This is a genomic window from Moraxella sp. K02 (assembly GCF_041154755.1).
In the GTDB taxonomy this organism is placed as follows: Bacteria; Pseudomonadota; Gammaproteobacteria; order Pseudomonadales; family Moraxellaceae; genus Faucicola.
Genome location: NZ_AP031590.1, coordinates 207,058 through 226,162, shown reverse-complemented (window position 1 = coordinate 226,162; position 19,105 = coordinate 207,058). Strand labels below are relative to the sequence as shown.

The following is a 19,105-nucleotide window of genomic DNA, read 5'->3' as shown; positions in this document are numbered from 1 at the left end:
GATTATAGCGCTGAAAAAATTGATACCGTGTATGACATGACCACAGATGAGCGTGGCTTACCTAGAGGGCGTTTTGATAGCTATACTTCCATGCTCAAAGCAAGCGTGGCCAAAAAAAGCGCAGACGAAAATTTTGAACATATCGCTCGCCAAGCTTACATTGGCTTGGGACTTGCGTTGGCTCAAGCAGCAGAGCTTAAAGTAGACAGTTGCCCTGCCGAAGGCTTCGATCCTAAGCTGATTGACGAGGTATTAGGTTTAGAGAAATTGGGGCTAAAAAGTATCGTAATCATGTACGTGGGTGTTTCAGATCCAGCACGTGATTGGATTGCGCCTATGGCAAAAGTACGCGTAGCCACTGAAGATTTTGTTATTGAATACAATTAATTCTTCAGCTAGCAAAAAAACCTCTAAGAATAACCCTCTAAATAGCTTATTTAGAGGGTTTTTTATATCTACACTGGGCAATTGATGTTAGTTAAAGCAATTTGTACGGGGATAAGCTTTATGAAGAACGGATTTCTTTAATAATCATCTTTATTGACAGCGAACCGGTAGGTTGACAATACCCACTACCGGTACACCATTTTTGGTAAAGGGGTTAAATTTGCCGCTTTTAGCCTGCATAGACAGTTGTCTATCGACTCTGGCATTGCCAGTTGATTTGGCTAAAGTGACACTGGTTGGATTGCCTTGTTTGTCCACCGTATAGCGAATAATAGCCGTCAATGCGCCATTTTCCAGGTCTTCACTATGACAGCTAAAACTAGGTTGCCGTCGCCAACTTGCTTGCCCTGCCGAAAAGCTTACAGGTGAATTATTTTGAGCTTGTTGCGCTTCTTTATCCTTGTCGGCTTGTTCTTGTCTTGCCTTTTCGGCTTTCGCCCTAGCTTCATCTGCTTGTCTGGCTTTGGCATCAGCTAGCGCTTTTTGACGATCCACTTCTGCTTGTTTGCGCTCACGTTCTTGTCGTTCAATTAATTGGTTTTCCAACGCTTTTTGCCGTGCAAGGACTTGTTGTCGTTCCCATTCTTGTTGCCGCTCTAAGTCTTGCTGTTTGGCAAGTGCTTGTTGGCGCTCAAATTGTTGTTTTTGCGCGTGTTCGGCTCGCTCATTGGCGAGGGCTAGTTGCCTTGCCATGACAATGTTTTGGTCAACCTGTGGCGGCTTGACGATAGTTTTTTCTACTGGTTTCGACGGTTCGGGTAATGGTTTAATCGGTTGTTCTACAGGTTTTTTAGCCATCGGTTGAGGAATCGGTTTTTCGACTGTTTTCTCGATAGGCTTGCTGATGGGTTTTTCTATCGGCTTTTCTTTTGTTTTTTCTGCTAGTTTTTCTATGGGCTTAGGTAGTTGTTTTATCGGTTTTGGCTCAGCTGTTACCGCCATCTCTTTAGGCTTGTCTGCCGCAGAGGGTGGCGTGATAAAGCTAATTTCTAACGGTGGCGTGACGTTGGGCGGTTTGATATTTGGCATTGCCATATTTGCCAAGCTAATAGCTACGATACCATGTAAGCTCAATACGCCAATCAGCGCCAACGTGCCCGACTTTTTATCGACTATGCTGCTAATATCGTTTGAGAAATGGGCTTGACTAAAGTTAGCTTGACGTTGGATAGACATAGTTATAGCGCTGTATGTTTAGGGAAACTTTTGAAATCGCTGTATTATAGTGTGAATGAGAATCGTTATCAATATCTTAAATGATATTAATTCTTATTTATAAAAATTAATGATAATTATTATCATCAATGCTATGATTTGCTATTTTAAAACTTTGACCCGGTTCAACTCATGCTAACCACCCAATCGCTTACCGTCATGCGCCAACAAAAAACCCTTTTACACAACATCAATGTCACCATTGAGAAGGGAAAAATCTATGCCTTAATTGGGCATAACGGTTCGGGCAAATCGACATTGATTAAAGCTTTGGCAGGGGAAACCACCCCCACTAGCGGACAGATTTTATTACAGGATTTGCCTGACAAATCAATCTTTGATTTACCGCCAAAAACCCTCGCCCAACAAGTCGCCTATTTACCGCAAAAATTGCCTGATGCCAGTCAATTTACCGTTGCCGAACTGGTAATGTTAGGGCGATACCCTTATCAAAAATGGCTACAAAAGCCTACGCCACAAGACCATACTAGGGTGCGCGAAGCAATGGCGCTGACCCAAGTCACCCCGTTTGCCCAGCAATCGGTGGCGACGCTATCAGGGGGTGAGCGCGCTAGGGCGTGGCTTGCCATGTGTATCGCTCAAGATACGCCTTATTTGCTACTTGATGAACCACTTGCCCCGCTCGATATCGTCTATCAAGTTGAAATACTGCGTCTCATTCGTGATTTGGCACGGCACAAAAACAAGGCGATTGTGATTATTATTCATGATATTAATCTTGCGGCACAGTTTTGTGATGAGTTTATTGCGTTAAAAAATGGCAAGCTTTGTCATGTTGGTGATATCGCCAGTACCATGCAACCGCAAGTGCTTGACCAGATTTTTGGTATCAATTTGCATTTATTAAGTCACCCAGTCACCGGTAATAAAGTGGCGGTGGTGTGATGAGAGCTTCTTGCCTGTTGATTGTTTTGTTTTTTTTGACGGCTTGCCAGCCTCAGGGGGCTTTAAAGCTTGAAGCACCGCCCACAGATGCTCACAGCGTCAAAGTCATCACCCCTGATTGGGCGGTGGCTTCGACACTCACCGCCCTAGGCTATCCACCGATTGCCACAGGCGATACCAAAAGCTACCGTGAATGGGTGGGTACGCCCTCGCTGCCAAGTGATATTATCGATATTGGGGAGCGATTTACCCCAAACTTTGAACGGCTTGCCCAACTCACCTCACCTTCTAACAATATTGTGATTATTGATAATGATTTTTATGCCCATCTAAGGCCTGCTTACGGCAACACACCCCATAAGTCGGTGAGTTTTATGTCAAAAAACGCGATAGCGACTTGGCAGGACTATGCTGAACCGACACTTCAGCTAGGTGAAATTATTCATCAGCCGCAGCGCGCCCAGCAATTTTTAACCCAGTCAAAAAAACAGCTTGGCGAGCTTGGTGCGACATTTCGCCAAAAGTATCCCCACATCAAAAAAATTGCGGTGGTGCAGTTTGCCGATAGCAATAATTTGCGGATTTATACCAACAATAGCTTGTTTCGACCGACCTTTGAGGTGATGGGGTTAAATTTGATTACCCTTGAAGATCAGATGGGTAAAGGCAATCTTTGGGGATTTAATTCGCTGGCATTGAGTGATTTGGCAAAACTTGATGATGATACCTGTTTGGTAGTGGTTGAGCCGTTTAGCCCTATGCTACGTCAAGAATTAGCCAAGAATTTGCTGTGGCAGCGGCTAGGCTATGGCGCAAGGGCTAACAATAGCCGCTGTATGGCAGTATTACCGCCGATTTGGCTATATGGCGGCGTCTCTTCTATGGTGGTATTTGGCGAGCGATTAAATCAGGCTCATTGGTTAGGGGACAAGGCGCATGGGTAATAAAACTAGGCTTCAACAGAACCAGCGAGATAACCAGCGAGTTACCAAGCCCTTTAATGCCCCTGCCATTTGGCTTTTTATTGGCTTATTGTCGCTGGTTTTAATGACCACGGCTTTAGTCCTTAAAAATACTTGGCATGATGCATTGGGATTATTATTTGCTCGTTCACAGTCGCTAACCTTAGCGCAAATGGTGGCGCAGTTACAAATTTTGCCGACTATGTTAGTGGCGATATTTGCCGGGGGATTACTGGGCGTAGTCAGTGTCTTGCTACAGCAATTGGTCAAAAACACCCTTGCTTCAGATAGTACGCTTGCGGTAGGGACAGGGGCACAATTGGCTTTATTAATTGTGACGCTGTTTTTTCCCAGTTTTGGCTTATATGGTAGCTTTTGGGTGGCATTTGGTGGGGCATTGCTAAGTATGGGCTTGGTGTTTGCGATTGCTGCCAACAGCCGTATGAATCCTGTGGTGCTCATTTTGGGTGGTTTGGTGGTCAATATTTTGTTTTCTGCTATTTCCTCACTGTTGATGATTTTTTTCTCAGAAAGGGTTATGGGGATCATGGCATGGGAAAGCGGTAACTTAACCCAAACCAGTTGGCAAAATAGCCAGTTTTTTGTGCTGATAAGCTTAATCTTGCCCGTTATCTTGTTGTTTTTGGTCAAACCTTTAACCATCATGAGCCTTGATGAACGCCAAGCCAAAGCCTTGGGAGTGCCTGTGGCTGCTGTTCGTATGCTGGTAGTAACCCTTGTTGCGGTCGTCACGGCAAGCGTGGTAAGCCGCGTGGGCGTTTTAAGTTTTGTGGGCTTGGCTGCGGCAAGTGTCGTTAATGTAGTAGCGATTCGCCCGATTGGGCAACGCTTAATGGCAGGATTTGCCTTTGGGGCGATGTTGTTATGGCTCACTAATAACATTGTGACGCTGCTGTCACCCTGGTTCAAACCATTACTTAATATTACGCTGCCTGTGGGATCGGTCACAGGGATATTAGGTGCCGGGTTGATTATTTGGTTGGTCATTCGACAAAGTAAACAGCCCATGATTGCCGAACAAAGCCCTAGCCTGTTGGCCAGCAAACGCCGATATTTTGGTGGCGGTTTTTGGGCGGTTGCGGTTGGGTTGTTGCTGCTTGTGACGGTGGGTGTATTATATATTTCCCCTGATGCAATGGGCAGTTTTGGGTGGCATACCGAGGCAAGTTTTATCGAGAGTTTTCGTCTGCCGCGTACCTTATCGGCAATGGCAACAGGTCTGATGCTGGCTACCGCAGGGGTGCTATTACAAAACTTGACTCGAAATCCGATGGCAAGTCCTGAAGTCATGGGCATCAGTTCAGGTGCGGCATTGGGGGTGGTATTGGTATTCGTGCTTAGTCCAGTGATATTAGGCACACTGGGACTGGCAACCGATTCTTTTTGGGCATTGGGATTGCCGTTATTGGGTGGACTGTTAGGTGCGGCTTTGGTGTTACTGTTGATTTTATGGCTTGCTCGTCGGCTATCCTCAAGCTATTTATTGCTCGTCGGTGTGGCGATTTCTGCATTGATGGGTGGTATGTTAACTTTAATCAAACTGTCAGGCGACCCTCGCTTACAAGCGATGCTTAATTGGCTATCAGGTACAACATACCATGCTTATCCTGTGACGGCGTGGGCATTACTGATTATTGGTATTGTGTTATTTTTGCTCAGTTTTTTGCTATTAAAGCCGCTTAGGGTGATTAGCTTAGATGAAACGATGGCTCGCAGTTTGGGCGTATCAGTAAAACGTAGCGAAATACTGATTTTTAGCCTTGTAGCAGTGTTAAGCACTGTCTCGACACTGGCGGTTGGACCGCTAAGTTTTATTGGATTGATGACGCCGCATTTAGCCAAGACACTCGGGGCAGTGCAGTTACCTCATCAATTAGCCTTATCAGCGCTACTGGGCGCAGGATTGATGTTGATTGCTGATTGGGTGGGACGTTATGCGATTTTTCCCTATGAAATACCTGCGGGCACAATCGCTTCCATCGTAGGCGGTTTATATTTTTTATGGTTGATGAAAGGTATGAAAAATTAAAACATAACTTCTTTGGTTGCGCTATCATTACTTATTGTAAATACAAATAATAATTGTTATCATTCGCAAAAATGTTTTCTGTATTGTCTTTTGAGTGATCGAATATGCGTTTATCCCTATTATCTTTAGCAGTGCGTTCGGCTTTGGCAGCGAGTACGATTGGCTTGTTATCAACCGCGGCGATGGCAGAAGAAGCAAATACCACGGATGCTGCCACAGAAACCTTACTCGATGAAATCGTGGTGACTGCAAGTGCGGATGCGTCAAAAACTGGTTTGTCGCCAGCCTATCAAGGTGGGCAAGTCGCTACAGGTAGCCGTATCGGTATTTTGGGTAATCAATCGACCATGGAAACGCCTTTTTCGACCACGGCCTATACCAATGACTTTATTTTAAATAAACAAGCAGATTCTGTTGGCGATATCCTAAAAAAAGATTCAACCGTGCGTGTGGCTCGTGGCTTTGGTAACTTTCAAGAAGCTTACCTTATTCGCGGATTTGTCACCAACTCTGACGATACCATGATGAACGGCTTATACGGCATTATGCCCCGTCAATATATCGCAAGCGAGCTATTTGAGCGGGTCGAAGTACAACGTGGCGCGAGTACCTTCCTAAATGGGATGGCGCCTGGGGGTAGTAATAAAGGAGGCACAGTCAATTTGCTGCCAAAGCGTGCCACTCAAACGCCGATTCGTAAAGTCACTATCAGCAGCGAAAATGCCGAAAATGGTAAAATTGCCCTAGACGTGGGACAACGGTTTGGCGCAAATCAAGCGTACGGTGTGCGTGCCAATGTCGCGTATCAAGACGGCGGTACAGCCGTCGATGATGAAAAAGCCAAATTGGGTTTGGTCGGTTTGGGCTTAGATTATCGCCAAGATAACATGCGGTTATCGGCAGATTTGGGCTATCAAAATAACGAGCTGCAAAAAACACGCACCAATGTCACCTTGTCAGGTTTAAACCGTGTACCCAATGCCGCTGATGCCAAAAGCAACTGGTCGCAACCGTGGAGTTATTCAAATGAAAAAGATGTATTTGGTACATTACGGGCTGAATATGACCTTAGCCCAAATTTGACTGCGTATGGCGCGTATGGCTTTCGTCATGGCGAAGAAGAAAACTCGCTTGCTAATTTGACGGTCACTAATCTAAATGGCGATGGCACCACCTACCGCTTTGACAATGCCCGTGAGGACGACATCAACACAGGCGAAATCGGTATCCGTGGGAAACTGACCTCAGGCAAAATCAACCATAACTGGGTAGTGTCTGGCAATATCTATAAAGCACAGACAAAAGCGCCTTATCAATTTGATTGGCAAAATACGCTGACGACCAATTTATATCACCCAACCTCGTACGCCAAACCCAGCTGGTCAGCAGCGGCGTTGGCAGGTGGCGATATCAACCATCCTACCAAGACAGGCGAAACCACCCTCACCAGTGTGGCATTGGCAGATACCCTAGCCTTCATGGATGATAAACTTCAAGTGACCTTGGGGGCAAGACACCAAATCATTGAAGACGAAAGTTTTAACCCCACCACCCAAGCCAGTAATGGCAAATATAAAGAAAGTAAAACCACGCCTGCGTTTGCCCTATTATATCGCCCAACCGATGAATGGTCAGTCTTTGCTAACTACATGCAAAGCCTCAGCAAAGGCGAAACTGCCCCACTTACTACCACCATCGATGGCGTAGCAACTGAGCTGACCAATGCAGGTCAAGCCATGTCACCGTACGTCACCAAACAAAGCGAAATCGGCGTGAAATACGACCGTGGCGTTATCGGTGCAGGTCTCACCGCTTTTCAAACCAACAAGCCGCGTTATACTACGGTTGATACCACCTTTGAAGCGCATGGCAAAAACCAACATAAGGGCGTTGAGCTCAATGTATATGGACAACCCACCGCCAATATGCGAGTGCTAGGCGGCGTGACCTTCCTAGATACCCAACAAAAAGATACTGGTAGCGATGCCACTGAAGGGAAGCAAGTTATCGGTGCGGCAAAACACCTGTTAAATCTAGGGCTAGAATATGACTTACCACAACTAGACGGCTTAACCTTAACAGGCGATGTCATCCATACTGGCAAGCGTTACGCCAATGATGCCAACACCCTAACAGTCGATGGCTACACCACTGTGGATTTGGGCGCAAGATATAAAACCCAACTTGCCGGTAAAGCAGTCACGCTCAAAGGGGTGATTGCTAACGTCACCGATAAAGACTACTGGTCATCGGTGGGCGGTTATGAAAATACGGCAGGTGACAACGGTGCAGGCTATCTTACCTTAGGTGAGCCACGCACATTGAAGCTGTCAGCGACCTTTGATTTTTAATTTGACACATTGTTAACGTTTGCCATCGGATAAAGCTTGCTTTGTCCGATTTTTATTTGAGACTGGCTAAAAAATAAAAGCTAAACAGGAAATACATGTTCCCTACTACCATGCCCCTTATGACCCTCATCTGGCAACAGCACCGTATTGCCTTTATCAAAGTCATCTTGCTCAATCTGCTTAATGCCTTGGTGAATGTCGCTATTATCGCCTTTATTAACCGTTTTTTAATCGCAGCAGTCGGCACTGATAATAACCTCTTAGGCAGTTGGCAGATATTAGCGGTATTTTTGGTAGCGATTATGGGTTTATTAGCGACAACGTTTACGTCACAGCTTGCCTTGACCCAGTTAGGGCATCGCTTTGTGTTTGAATTACGCTCGCAACTGATAAGACGTATCTTAGACACTTCAATCGCCCAAATCGAAAAAATCGGTAGTGCCAAGCTGTTAGCTAGCTTAACTACCGATGTGCAGTCGATTACCGTGGCGTTTGTACGCTTGCCTGAGCTGGTGCAAGGGGTAATTATCTGCACAGCGACTGCGGTTTATTTGGGGTTTTTATCCATACCAATGCTACTTGTGGTCATGGGGTGTATTACGCTGACTATTTTTATCAGCAGTAAACTCGTTAGTCATGTGTATGCCCATTTAGCCACATTACGAGAAATCAATGATGCACTGTATCAAGATTATCAAGCGGTGATTGATGGACGAAAAGAACTTGCCTTAAATCGTGAACGTGCCAAACGTCTATTTACCAATGATTATCAACGCCACGCAAGCGACTACTTCAACCATATTGTCAAAGCCGATACTTTTCATCTGTCAGCCGTAAGCTGGTCAAATATTATGATGTTTGCTGTAATTGGGGTGATTTATGCCCTAGCAAATATTTATCATTGGGTAGATACTGCCACCGCCACTACGTTTGCCCTCACCGTATTATTTATCCAGTCGCCTCTACTAATGGCGATTGGGGCATTTCCCACCGTGCAAACGGCTAAAGTTGCCTTGGAAAAAATACAATCATTACAGCTTGCTGACTATAGCCCAAATTTTGATACCCAAATTTTAACCCCAAATTGGCAAGTCATTACTTTTAAAAATATAAATTATCACTATGACAATAGCGCAAATTTTGGCTTAAAGCATATCAACTTTACGTTAAAACGGGGCGAAGTGGTGTTCTTAATTGGCGCCAATGGTAGCGGAAAATCTACACTTGCCAAGCTCATCACAGGGTTATATCAGCCCAAATATGCTGAAAACACGGGTATTTTTATCGATAATCAGCCTGTCGCCTTAGAAAATTACCCCCATTATCGCCAGTTATTTTCAGCGATTTATAGCGATTTTTATCTGTTTAACACTGTGATGGGAAGCGCACGAAATGAACCAAATTCTGAGTTAATCGATAATTGGCTAGATATTTTAGCCATCAAAGAAAAAGTCAGCGTCACCGATAACCAACTTAGCGCCACCGAACTTTCGCAAGGGCAGCGCAAACGCCTTGCCATGCTGCTTGCTGTCGCCGAAGAAAAGTCTATTTTACTGCTTGATGAATGGGCTGCTGACCAAGACCCTGCCTATCGCCGTGTGTTTTATCACACTATTATTCCCATGTTGCAAAAAATGGGCAAAACGCTGTTTATTATCAGTCATGATGACAGCTATTTTGAAAAGGCGGATAGATTGTTGATGATGAAAAATGGCGAACTCAGCGAGCTGACCGGTTTGCAACGCGAAAAAGCCAGTCTAGATGCCATTACAGTGATTGGTGAGCATTAAGAATCTATACGACCTGCCCTAAAACCTCGTAAAAGCTGATTAAATATAATTGCAAATGATAATAATTATTGTTATTATTTTCATTAATTTTACCATACTGTAAATTTCTGTAATTATTTATTAGGTCGGGGTCACTTATGCGTTTATCTTTTTTATCCGTAGCAATACGGGCGTGTTTGGCGGTGGGTATCAGCCATGTTTTTGCCAGTCAAGTGCTAGCAGACGTTGCAACCAATAGCGAAGAAACACCTGAAACCACATTAGATACCTTGGTCATTCGTAGTGATGCTTACCGCACCACCGCTACCAAGACCGCCCTCGACCCCGAAAAAACCCCCATGAGTTATTCTCGTATCGAGCAAGAGACATTGCAGCAACGCCAAGCAGACAGTGTCGCGAGTGCGCTGCGTTATGAGCCAGGTGTCAGTAGCGAAAGTCGTGGGACGGTTGGTATTTTTGATGAATACACCCTGCGTGGTTTTAAGAATTATTCCAACTTTTATGATGGGATGCGTCTGCCGTATGATGGAACTTGGAATTTAATGCCCCAAGTCGATGCTTATGCCACCGAAGCCGTGGAAGTACTCAAGGGACCTGCTTCATCACTGTATGGCTATAATGAGCCGGGCGGCATGGTCAATCAAATCGCCAAAACCCCAAAAAACATCCCCGAAAACGAAATCAGACTACGCGCAGGCACCAATAATCTTAAAGAAATCGCCATTGACAGCACAGGTCCTATTAACGATACCACCAATTATAGGATGGTGGCATTAGCCCGTGAAAAAGACGGACAAATGCAAACGACCGAAGAAAAACGGGTGCTAATTAATCCCTCTATCGAATACAAGCCGAGCAACAATATCTCGGTGCTTGCCAATTTGTATTATCAAGATGACCCTCATCAAGTTCCTTCTACCCCACTGCCAAGCGTTGGCACAGTGTATAAAGCCAGTTATGGTAAGTTAGACGCGGATGCCTACGCCGGCGATAAATGGAATGATTTTAGTAAAAAAGTCTTTATGCCAAGCGAGACCATCAACTGGAAAATCAATGATTTGTTAACCTTTAAACATACCTTGCGTTATACCGATGCCGATGCCCAACAAAAAAACACCTACCATCAAGGCTTTAGCGAAGGCTCAGACAGCAAGCTGATACGCACCGCCTACACGACCGATGAAAAAATGACCAACTGGGCAACCGATAACCAATTGGCTTATAGTCTGATTACCGATAATACCTCGCACAATTTATTATTGGGTGTGGACTATCAAAAAACCGATAGCACCGCCAAGTACGCAGACGCCATGTACAATGGCGTACCCATCATCGATTTAAGCGATCCTGATTATGATTTATTTAGCAAAACTGCCCTTAGTTTGACTGGCTATCAACAAACCGATGATATTGAGCAAAGTCAATTCGGCGTTTATCTACAAGATGAAATGCAATGGAACAAGCTCACTGTGGTCGCAGGGTTGCGCCATGATGACTATAAAAGCACCACCAAAACCACTGCCACAGGTAGCGATGCAAAAACCACCGTCAACGAAGCGAACCAAACATCCGGTCGATTGTCAGCCCTGTATCAACTTGACAATGGGTTTGCCCCCTATGTCAGCTATGCTCAGTCATTTCAACCCTTATTGGGCGTCAACTATATTACAGGTGAAGCCTTTAAGCCCACCACCGCCAACCAAGTTGAAGTCGGTATAAAATACAACTCGCCAGATAAAGCCACCAAAGCCACACTATCTGCCTACGATATCACGCGCAAAAATGATAAGGTCACTGCCACCGACTGGACCAAACAAACCCAAACAGGTGAAACCACATCAAAAGGTTTTGAAATTTCTGCCGATCATCGTTTCAATGATTGGCTCAATGTGGGTGTCGGCTATGGTTATGTCGATGCCGAAATCACCAAGGATGAGTTTAACCCGCAACTGGTCGGCAATACCCCGCAACAAATTGCCAAGCACAACGCCACACTGTGGGCAAGTATGAAACCCAACGCCAAAACCGCGGTACAAGTGGGTGTGCGACACATCGCTGGGATGCAGATTGATAGAGAAAACTCAGATACTTTGCCAAGCGTCACCTTGGTGGATCTGGCTGGCAGTTATCAAATCAACCCCACGTTCGATGTGGGCTTGACTGTCAGTAACTTGTTTGACAAAACCTACGTGGGTAGTTGTTATGACCGCAATAATTGCTGGATGGGCGCAGAGCGACAAGCCAGTGTTAGCTTAACCGCGAAGTTTTAATCAGGTTCATAAATCTAAACAAAGGACTTGTTACCCCAAGTCCTTTCCTTATCGCCCTTTAACAAAAATTACATTCTATGCACCCAGAAAATCTGACTTTATTTGATGACCCAGAAATTGCCGACATCATCGATCACATCAACGAAGACCACAGCGATGATATGAAGCACATGGCATTAGGCTTGCTAAACTTAACCAAGGTTCAGCAAAAAACCTTACAAAATGCGACCTTACGCCAAATTTATCAACAAGGCTTACTGTTGGATTTGCAATTTGCGCAAAGCGAGCCGCACTTAGACAATCAGCTTTTGGCATTTAGTGAGCCGACCCAAACCCTTGAAAAATTCAACGACCAATATGTCGCCTTATTGCAGCGCAGTGACCGCAAACAAGGTAAAAAAACCATTGACATCAAGCAGCGTCAATTTTGTCTGCAAAGCGTTGAAGCGGTTAGTCACCATATGTATCGTTTGACAGTGCAAACCGATAGCGATTTATCCGATTTACCGGCAGGTTATGCGTTTTTGTTTGATGTCAAACTTCCTGACACCGACCTAAAAAAACACCCCCGCCCCTACCGTTATTATACGCTTCGCAAGGCATGGCAAACCGTGAATGAAAACGGTGAAACGCAAAATCTTGCTTGGATAGATATCTATTGTCATGGAGAAAAAAACGGCGAAATCAGTCTTGGCGAAACTTGGGTAAAATCGTTAAAAACAGGCGATATCTTTACCAGTGAGCGAGAATTCCCCGAAAAAATCGATCATCTCGATGTTAATCAGCCACAGGGACAAAGTCTATTAATCGCTGATGAAACCTCACTGCCGACCGTAGCCAGACTGTTAGAGCAGTCGCCAATGAGCGAGCAGACAACACCGCCGATTATACTGACCTTTTTGCAAAGCCCGCTAGATTTGGCGTATTTAGAAGACGTTTTAGCCCAGTATCCTGCAACGGTGTTGCCAATTGTGGCGAATAATAACCAACTGCCTCATACGCAGATTTTTACGATACTACAAGATTTTTTACAACAACATCCTCACAAAATTGACCACATCTGGGGTGGTCTTGAAGCGACAACAACGAAAAAACTGCGTTCGCTATTGGATGAGTTATTACAGTTAAGCCGCGATAATAGTGTACTTAAGGTGTACTGGCGAGCAAGCTAAGGGTTGTTCTAGAATTGGGCAAACAATCAGATGCGTCTTTGGGTGTTTGGTCGTAACAATTGGTTGTTTGCAGGGTCGCTTGAGATTAGGCAGTGGGCAGCGAATTTTATGAACCCTTAGCTATTCATCATTTTGTCACGCAACCTTTCTATGATATTTCACAAATTTATCAACGCTCTTATTTGAGCCTAATTTAGTGAGCGATCATGAACTATAAGACCCATCATTATAAAAACCATCATTATAAAAATACGCAAATCAAGCGCATTTGCCTCACCACATCCATGATTGTAGCAAGCATGTCACTTGTTGCTTGTAATAACAATGATAATGATAGTAATGACCCTAAACTACAGCAAATCGCTACCAATACGAACCTTAACTTTACTATTCTTGAAACGTCAGATTTGCATAATAATGTCATGAGTTATGATTATTACAAGTTGACAGAAGACAAAAGTTTTGGGCTTGAGCGAACGGCAACGCTTATCGATAACGCTCGTAGTGAATCTGCCAATAATATCTTGCTAGATAACGGTGATACCATTCAAGGTAGTGCTTTAGGTGACTATCAAGCAACGGTGAACCCTGTCAAATGCAACGAAACACTAGGCATTTATAAGGTTATGAATGACCTAAAATATGATGCCGGTACGATTGGTAACCATGAATTTAACTATGGGTTGAACTATCTTAATCAAATTACAGGCAGTCAGTTTAATGTTGATGGCATAACCGCAAGTGCCAGTGCTTGTAAAGGCCCTGACTTTCCCTTGGTTTTATCCAATGTCATTAGCGCTCGCAATAATCAGCCGCTGTTTAAGCCTTATAAAATCATTACCAAAACCTTTACGGCAACCACACCAGACGGTAAGACGGTTACCGTACCGCTAAAAATTGGTATCATTGGCTTTACCACACCCGGTATTATGCAATGGGACAAAAAATGGCTAGACGGCAAAGTCACCACCGCCGGTGCGAAAGAAATGGCAGAAAAATACGTGCCACAAATGAAAAATGAAGGTGCAGATGTCATTGTCGCCTTGTCGCATGGTGGTATTGATACCTCACCATACAGCCCAACGATGGAAAACGCCAGTTGGCATCTATCGCAAGTGGCAGGTATTGATGCGATTTTGATGGGACACACACACCAAGTGTTTCCTGATGCTAGTAGCAAAGACACCCGCCTAGACCAAGCAGGTATTGATAAAGTTAATGGCTTTTTAAACAACGTACCTGCTGTCATGCCAAGTTTTTGGGGCAAAGGGTTAGGCGTCATCAAATTGAATTTAACCTTTGATGGCAAAAAATGGGTCGTCAATAAAAACAATACCAAAGTGGAAGTGCGTACTATCCAAAATGCTGATAAAACTTTTGTAGCAGCCAACCCGCGAGTGGCTCAATTAATTCAGGCAGAACATAATGCCACTATTAATTATGTCAAAACCCCAATCGGTACATCCGATTTCTCAATGACTTCTTACTTTGCTGATGTGGGTGATGTGTCAGCAATTCAAGTGGTCAACCAAGCCCAAGCCAATTATATTAGCGATTATATTAATGCCAATTTGCCACAATATAAAGATGTCCCTGTCTTATCAGTGAGTGCCCCATTTAAAAGCGGATTTGCAGGGGGTTCAGATTATACGGATGTTGCTCAAGGCAATATTGCTATTAACAATGCGGCTGATTTGTACCTGTATCCAAATACCGTGTTTGCAGTAAAAATACAAGGCAGTGACATCAAAAAATGGCTAGAGAATTCTGCCAAACGCTTTAATCAAATAAACCCAAGCCTTACTACGCCACAAGCGTTAATCAGCACTTTTCCTGGGTATAACTTTGATATGTTTACCTCACCCGATGTGCAATATGAGATTGATGTAACTAAACCTGTCGGTAGCCGTATCCAAAACTTAACCTACAGAGGCAAGCCGATTGAAGACAACGCACCATTTATCATCGCAACCAATAATTATCGTGCATCAGGTCTAAAGCAATACTACAGCATCAACGGTACCAATGTAGTCGAATCACCGGATGCCAATCGTGATGTACTGATTAACTACATCAAAGCGGCTAAGAATTTATCATTAACCAATAATGGTAGCAGTCGTAGCTGGCGGTTTGTCAAAGTAAAAACAGCAGGTCCTGTAACTTTCAAATCGAGTGCAAACAAAATTGACTTTGCCCAAAAAGCAGGATTAACCAATATTAGCGTCGTAAATAATGACGACGGTTCAAATAAAGGCTTGGCGGATTATGCGATAGATTTATCAAACTAATCGCCAAAAAACTTGTATTTTATTTATCGTTAAAAAAAGTGTGGTAGTTTCCACACTTTTTCTTTTTCTATTTTATTAAGCTTTAATTTAAAAGGTACAGCAAAAGGTACAGCGGACAAGCTTTGACATGCCATCTTTCTTACATTTATACCGGATTTTATGACACTTGTGTTTTGTTGTTTGGTTTGCATAAAGGTTGTGTCTCAGCGTTTTAGGTTTCCGACAATACCCTATATAAAAAGTCTTGAAAAAATACAATGCAAACCCCCCCCTTACTAGTGTAAGGGGGGGGGTTTTGGAATAGGGAGCTGACGATGACCTACTCTCACATGGGCGAACCACACTACCATTGGCGCATTGGAGTTTCACTTCTGAGTTCGGGAAGGGATCAGGTGGGACCTCCAAGCTATTATCGTCAGCAAAGGGGGATAGAGGAATGAGTTAATTTAAAAGTAAAGTATCAGCTATATCAAGCGAGGTGATAATCGTTATTACCTACAAAGCCATTTAGGCGTTGTATAGTCAAGCCAAACGAGCAATTAGTATTGGTTAGCTACACACATCGCTGTGCTTCCACACCCAACCTATCAACGTCGTAGTCTACAACGGCTCTTTAGGGAAATCTAATCTTAAGGTGGGCTTCCCGCTTAGATGCTTTCAGCGGTTATCCCATCCGAACATAGCTACTCGGCAATGCGACTGGCGTCACAACCGAAACACCAGAGGTTCGTCCACTCTGGTCCTCTCGTACTAGGAGCAGATCCTCTCAAATTTCCAACGCCCACGGTAGATAGGGACCGAACTGTCTCACGACGTTCTAAACCCAGCTCGCGTACCTCTTTAAATGGCGAACAGCCATACCCTTGGGACCTGCTTCAGCCCCAGGATGAGATGAGCCGACATCGAGGTGCCAAACACCGCCGTCGATATGAACTCTTGGGCGGTATCAGCCTGTTATCCCCAGAGTACCTTTTATCCGTTGAGCGATGGCCCTTCCATACAGAACCACCGGATCACTAAGACCTACTTTCGTATCTGCTCGACTTGTGGGTCTCGCAGTTAAGCGCGCTTTTGCCTTTATACTCTTCGAACGATTTCCGACCGTTCTGAGCGCACCTTCGTACTCCTCCGTTACTCTTTAGGAGGAGACCGCCCCAGTCAAACTACCCACCATACATTGTCCTCAGCTCTGTTAAGCTTGAGTTAGAACCCCAACATTACCAGGGTGGTATTTCAAGGATGGCTCCACAGACACTGGCGTGCCTGCTTCAAAGCCTCCCACCTATCCTACACAGGTAAGGTCAAAGTTCAATGTAAAGCTGTAGTAAAGGTTCACGGGGTCTTTCCGTCTAGCCGCGGGTACACAGCATCTTCACTGCGATTTCGATTTCACTGAGTCTCTGCTGGAGACAGCGCCGCCATCATTATGCCATTCGTGCAGGTCGGAACTTACCCGACAAGGAATTTCGCTACCTTAGGACCGTTATAGTTACGGCCGCCGTTTACTGGGGCTTCGATCAAGAGCTTCGCTTACGCTAACCCCATCAATTAACCTTCCAGCACCGGGCAGGCATCACACCCTATACGTCCACTTTCGTGTTTGCAGAGTGCTGTGTTTTTAATAAACAGTTGCAGCGGCCTGGTATCTGCGACTGCCAATAGCTTTGTAGAGCATGTCTACTCACCATCGGCAGCGTACCTTCTCCCGAAGTTACGGTACCATTTTGCCTAGTTCCTTCAGCAGAGTTCTCTCAAGCGCCTTGGTATTCTCTACCTGACCACCTGTGTCGGTTTAGGGTACGATTTCTTTATGACTATCGCTTAGAAGCTTTTCCTGGAAGCAGGGTATTTGCCACTTCGCTGTACAAGTACAGCTTGCTATCAGATCTCATTAATAACCTAGCGGATTTGCCTACTAAGTCTAACTACATCCTTCCACTTGGACAACCATCGCCAAGCTGGCATAACCTTCTCCGTCCCTCCATCGCATCATAAACAAGTATCGGAATATTAACCGATTTCCCATCGACTACGCCTTTCGGCCTCGCCTTAGGGGTCGACTCACCCAGCCCCGATTAACGTTGGACTGGAACCCTTGGTCTTCCGGCGTGCGAGCTTTTCACTCGCATTGTCGTTACTCACGTCAGCATTCGCTCTTGTGATACCTCCAGCATGCTTTACAACACACCTTCACAGGCTTACACAATGCTCCCCTACCACTTAATTGAAACAATTAAATCCGCAGCTTCGGCTCCTAGTTTGAGCCCCGTTACATCTTCCGCGCAGGCCGACTCGACTAGTGAGCTATTACGCTTTCTTTAAAGGATGGCTGCTTCTAAGCCAACCTCCTAGCTGTCTGTGCCTTCCCACATCGTTTCCCACTTAACTAGGAATTTGGGGCCTTAGCTGGCGGTCTGGGTTGTTTCCCTCTTGACGACGGACGTTAGCACCCGCCGTCTGTCTCCCGGATATCACTCATCGGTATTCGGAGTTTGCATCGGTTTGGTAAGTCGAGATGACCCCCTAGCCGAAACAGTGCTCTACCCCCAATGGTGTTCGTCCGAGGCGCTACCTAAATAGCTTTCGGGGAGAACCAGCTATCACCGAGTTTGATTAGCCTTTCACCCCTATCCACAAGTCATCCCCTGGCTTTTCAACGACAGTGGGTTCGGTCCTCCGGTAACTGTTACGTCACTTTCAACCTGCTCATGGATAGATCACTCGGTTTCGGGTCTATACCCTGCAACTAGACGCCCTATTAAGACTCGGTTTCCCTACGGCTCCCCTATTCGGTTAACCTTGCTACAGAATATAAGTCGCTGACCCATTATACAAAAGGTACGCCGTCACATCATAAATGATGCTCCGACTGCTTGTATGCACACGGTTTCAGGTTCTATTTCACTCCCCTCACAGGGGTTCTTTTCGCCTTTCCCTCACGGTACTGGTTCACTATCGGTCAGTCAGGAGTATTTAGCCTTGGAGGATGGTCCCCCCATCTTCAGACAGAATTTCTCGTGTTCCGCCCTACTTAATATGCTCATTAAAGTGTTTCGAATACGGGACTATCACCCTTTACAGTAGGCCTTTCCAAACCTTTCTTCTACACTAAAACTCGTCGGCTCCTCCCCGTTCGCTCGCCGCTACTAGGGGAATCTCTATTGATGTCTTTTCCTCGGGTTACTGAGATGTTTCACTTCTCCCGGTTTGCCTCGTAAATAAATTTACGATACCTGTCTTATGACAAGTGGGTTTCCCCATTCAGATATCGCCGGATCACAGGATATTGCCGCCTCCCCGACGCTTTTCGCAGGCTGTCACGTCTTTCATCGCCTCTGACTGCCAAGGCATCCACCATGTGCACTTCATTACTTGACTATACAACCCTAAAGGGTCGTATAGGTAATGGTAACGATCTTCACCTATGTTTACGCTTGATTCAGTTCTCTTTACTTTTAAGTAATCAGTTGTTCCAATCATTTCTTTGGGTCTGATTGGCTGATTACTAAGGTTAATTATCTTCGTTGGAACTTGATAATTAACCCAGACTCATTTCTCTATGTTGTTATTGAATTATCAGACCCTCGTCAGGTCGTGATTTCTGATAAAACAGATTGAAGTAATCTCTTAATACACTTACTAAATTACTCTGTC

At 44.9% G+C, this 19,105-nt stretch carries 10 protein-coding genes and 2 rRNA genes; 9 read left to right on the top strand and 3 right to left on the bottom strand.

Going from position 1 to position 19,105, the window contains the following annotated elements; all coding sequences use genetic code 11:
- Positions 1-36 precede the first annotated feature (36 nt).
- Complete coding sequence (locus ACAM39_RS01000) at positions 37-387, top strand: nitroreductase family protein (RefSeq protein WP_369627905.1); 351 nt, start codon at positions 37-39, stop codon at positions 385-387.
- 150 nt (positions 388-537) lie between these two features.
- Here the strand turns inward: ACAM39_RS01000 and ACAM39_RS00995 are convergent, their stop codons facing one another.
- Positions 538-1,623 (bottom strand): TonB family protein, encoded by a 1,086-nt coding sequence (locus tag ACAM39_RS00995; RefSeq protein WP_369627904.1) that lies wholly within the window; start codon positions 1,621-1,623, stop codon positions 538-540.
- Between the two features lie 171 nt (positions 1,624-1,794).
- Here ACAM39_RS00995 and ACAM39_RS00990 point away from each other — a divergent pair, with 171 nt between their 5' ends.
- The 8 genes from ACAM39_RS00990 to ACAM39_RS00955 all read left to right on the top strand — a co-directional run bounded on the left by ACAM39_RS00990 (position 1,795) and on the right by ACAM39_RS00955 (position 15,451).
- Positions 1,795-2,568 carry an ABC transporter ATP-binding protein gene (locus tag ACAM39_RS00990; RefSeq protein WP_369627903.1) on the top strand — a complete coding sequence of 258 codons (774 nt, stop codon included), beginning with the start codon at positions 1,795-1,797 and terminating at the stop codon, positions 2,566-2,568.
- Positions 2,568-3,512 (top strand): ABC transporter substrate-binding protein, encoded by a 945-nt coding sequence (locus ACAM39_RS00985; RefSeq protein ID WP_369627902.1) that lies wholly within the window; start codon positions 2,568-2,570, stop codon positions 3,510-3,512. The genes ACAM39_RS00990 and ACAM39_RS00985 overlap by 1 nt, the downstream gene beginning before the upstream one ends.
- Positions 3,505-5,580 carry a Fe(3+)-hydroxamate ABC transporter permease FhuB gene (gene fhuB / locus ACAM39_RS00980; RefSeq protein ID WP_369627901.1) on the top strand — a complete coding sequence of 692 codons (2,076 nt, stop codon included), beginning with the start codon at positions 3,505-3,507 and terminating at the stop codon, positions 5,578-5,580. The genes ACAM39_RS00985 and fhuB overlap by 8 nt, the downstream gene beginning before the upstream one ends.
- Before the next feature lie 104 nt (positions 5,581-5,684).
- A complete protein-coding gene (locus ACAM39_RS00975; RefSeq protein ID WP_369627900.1) occupies positions 5,685-7,931 on the top strand; it encodes a TonB-dependent receptor in 2,247 nt (748 codons plus the stop codon).
- A gap of 95 nt (positions 7,932-8,026) precedes the next feature.
- On the top strand, positions 8,027-9,721 hold the full coding sequence (locus ACAM39_RS00970; RefSeq protein WP_369627899.1) for a multidrug ABC transporter permease/ATP-binding protein: 1,695 nt from the start codon (positions 8,027-8,029) through the stop codon (positions 9,719-9,721).
- Positions 9,722-9,858: 137 nt separating this feature from the next.
- The gene (locus ACAM39_RS00965) at positions 9,859-11,991 is read left to right on the top strand and encodes a TonB-dependent siderophore receptor (RefSeq protein ID WP_369627898.1); all 2,133 of its coding nucleotides are present in this window, start codon (positions 9,859-9,861) and stop codon (positions 11,989-11,991) included.
- 77 nt (positions 11,992-12,068) lie between these two features.
- Positions 12,069-13,163 (top strand): SIP domain-containing protein, encoded by a 1,095-nt coding sequence (locus ACAM39_RS00960; protein WP_369627897.1) that lies wholly within the window; start codon positions 12,069-12,071, stop codon positions 13,161-13,163.
- Between the two features lie 206 nt (positions 13,164-13,369).
- On the top strand, positions 13,370-15,451 hold the full coding sequence (locus tag ACAM39_RS00955) for a bifunctional 2',3'-cyclic-nucleotide 2'-phosphodiesterase/3'-nucleotidase (protein WP_369627896.1): 2,082 nt from the start codon (positions 13,370-13,372) through the stop codon (positions 15,449-15,451).
- Positions 15,452-15,757: 306 nt separating this feature from the next.
- Here the strand turns inward: ACAM39_RS00955 and rrf are convergent.
- A 5S ribosomal RNA gene (rrf, locus tag ACAM39_RS00950) occupies positions 15,758-15,871 on the bottom strand.
- Between the two features lie 98 nt (positions 15,872-15,969).
- Positions 15,970-18,829 (bottom strand): 23S ribosomal RNA (locus ACAM39_RS00945).
- Positions 18,830-19,105: the final 276 nt, after the last annotated feature.

What these genes read in the sequence shown, in the direction of transcription:
- ACAM39_RS01000 (WP_369627905.1), top strand. Translation starts at nt 37, where the DNA reads ATGACCACAGATGAGCGTGGCTTACCTAGAGGGCGTTTTGATAGCTAT.
- ACAM39_RS00995 (WP_369627904.1), bottom strand. Translation starts at nt 1,623, where the DNA reads ATGTCTATCCAACGTCAAGCTAACTTTAGTCAAGCCCATTTCTCAAAC.
- ACAM39_RS00990 (WP_369627903.1), top strand. Translation starts at nt 1,795, where the DNA reads ATGCTAACCACCCAATCGCTTACCGTCATGCGCCAACAAAAAACCCTT.
- ACAM39_RS00985 (WP_369627902.1), top strand. Translation starts at nt 2,568, where the DNA reads ATGAGAGCTTCTTGCCTGTTGATTGTTTTGTTTTTTTTGACGGCTTGC.
- fhuB (WP_369627901.1), top strand. Translation starts at nt 3,505, where the DNA reads ATGGGTAATAAAACTAGGCTTCAACAGAACCAGCGAGATAACCAGCGA.
- ACAM39_RS00975 (WP_369627900.1), top strand. Translation starts at nt 5,685, where the DNA reads ATGCGTTTATCCCTATTATCTTTAGCAGTGCGTTCGGCTTTGGCAGCG.
- ACAM39_RS00970 (WP_369627899.1), top strand. Translation starts at nt 8,027, where the DNA reads ATGTTCCCTACTACCATGCCCCTTATGACCCTCATCTGGCAACAGCAC.
- ACAM39_RS00965 (WP_369627898.1), top strand. Translation starts at nt 9,859, where the DNA reads ATGCGTTTATCTTTTTTATCCGTAGCAATACGGGCGTGTTTGGCGGTG.
- ACAM39_RS00960 (WP_369627897.1), top strand. Translation starts at nt 12,069, where the DNA reads ATGCACCCAGAAAATCTGACTTTATTTGATGACCCAGAAATTGCCGAC.
- ACAM39_RS00955 (WP_369627896.1), top strand. Translation starts at nt 13,370, where the DNA reads ATGAACTATAAGACCCATCATTATAAAAACCATCATTATAAAAATACG.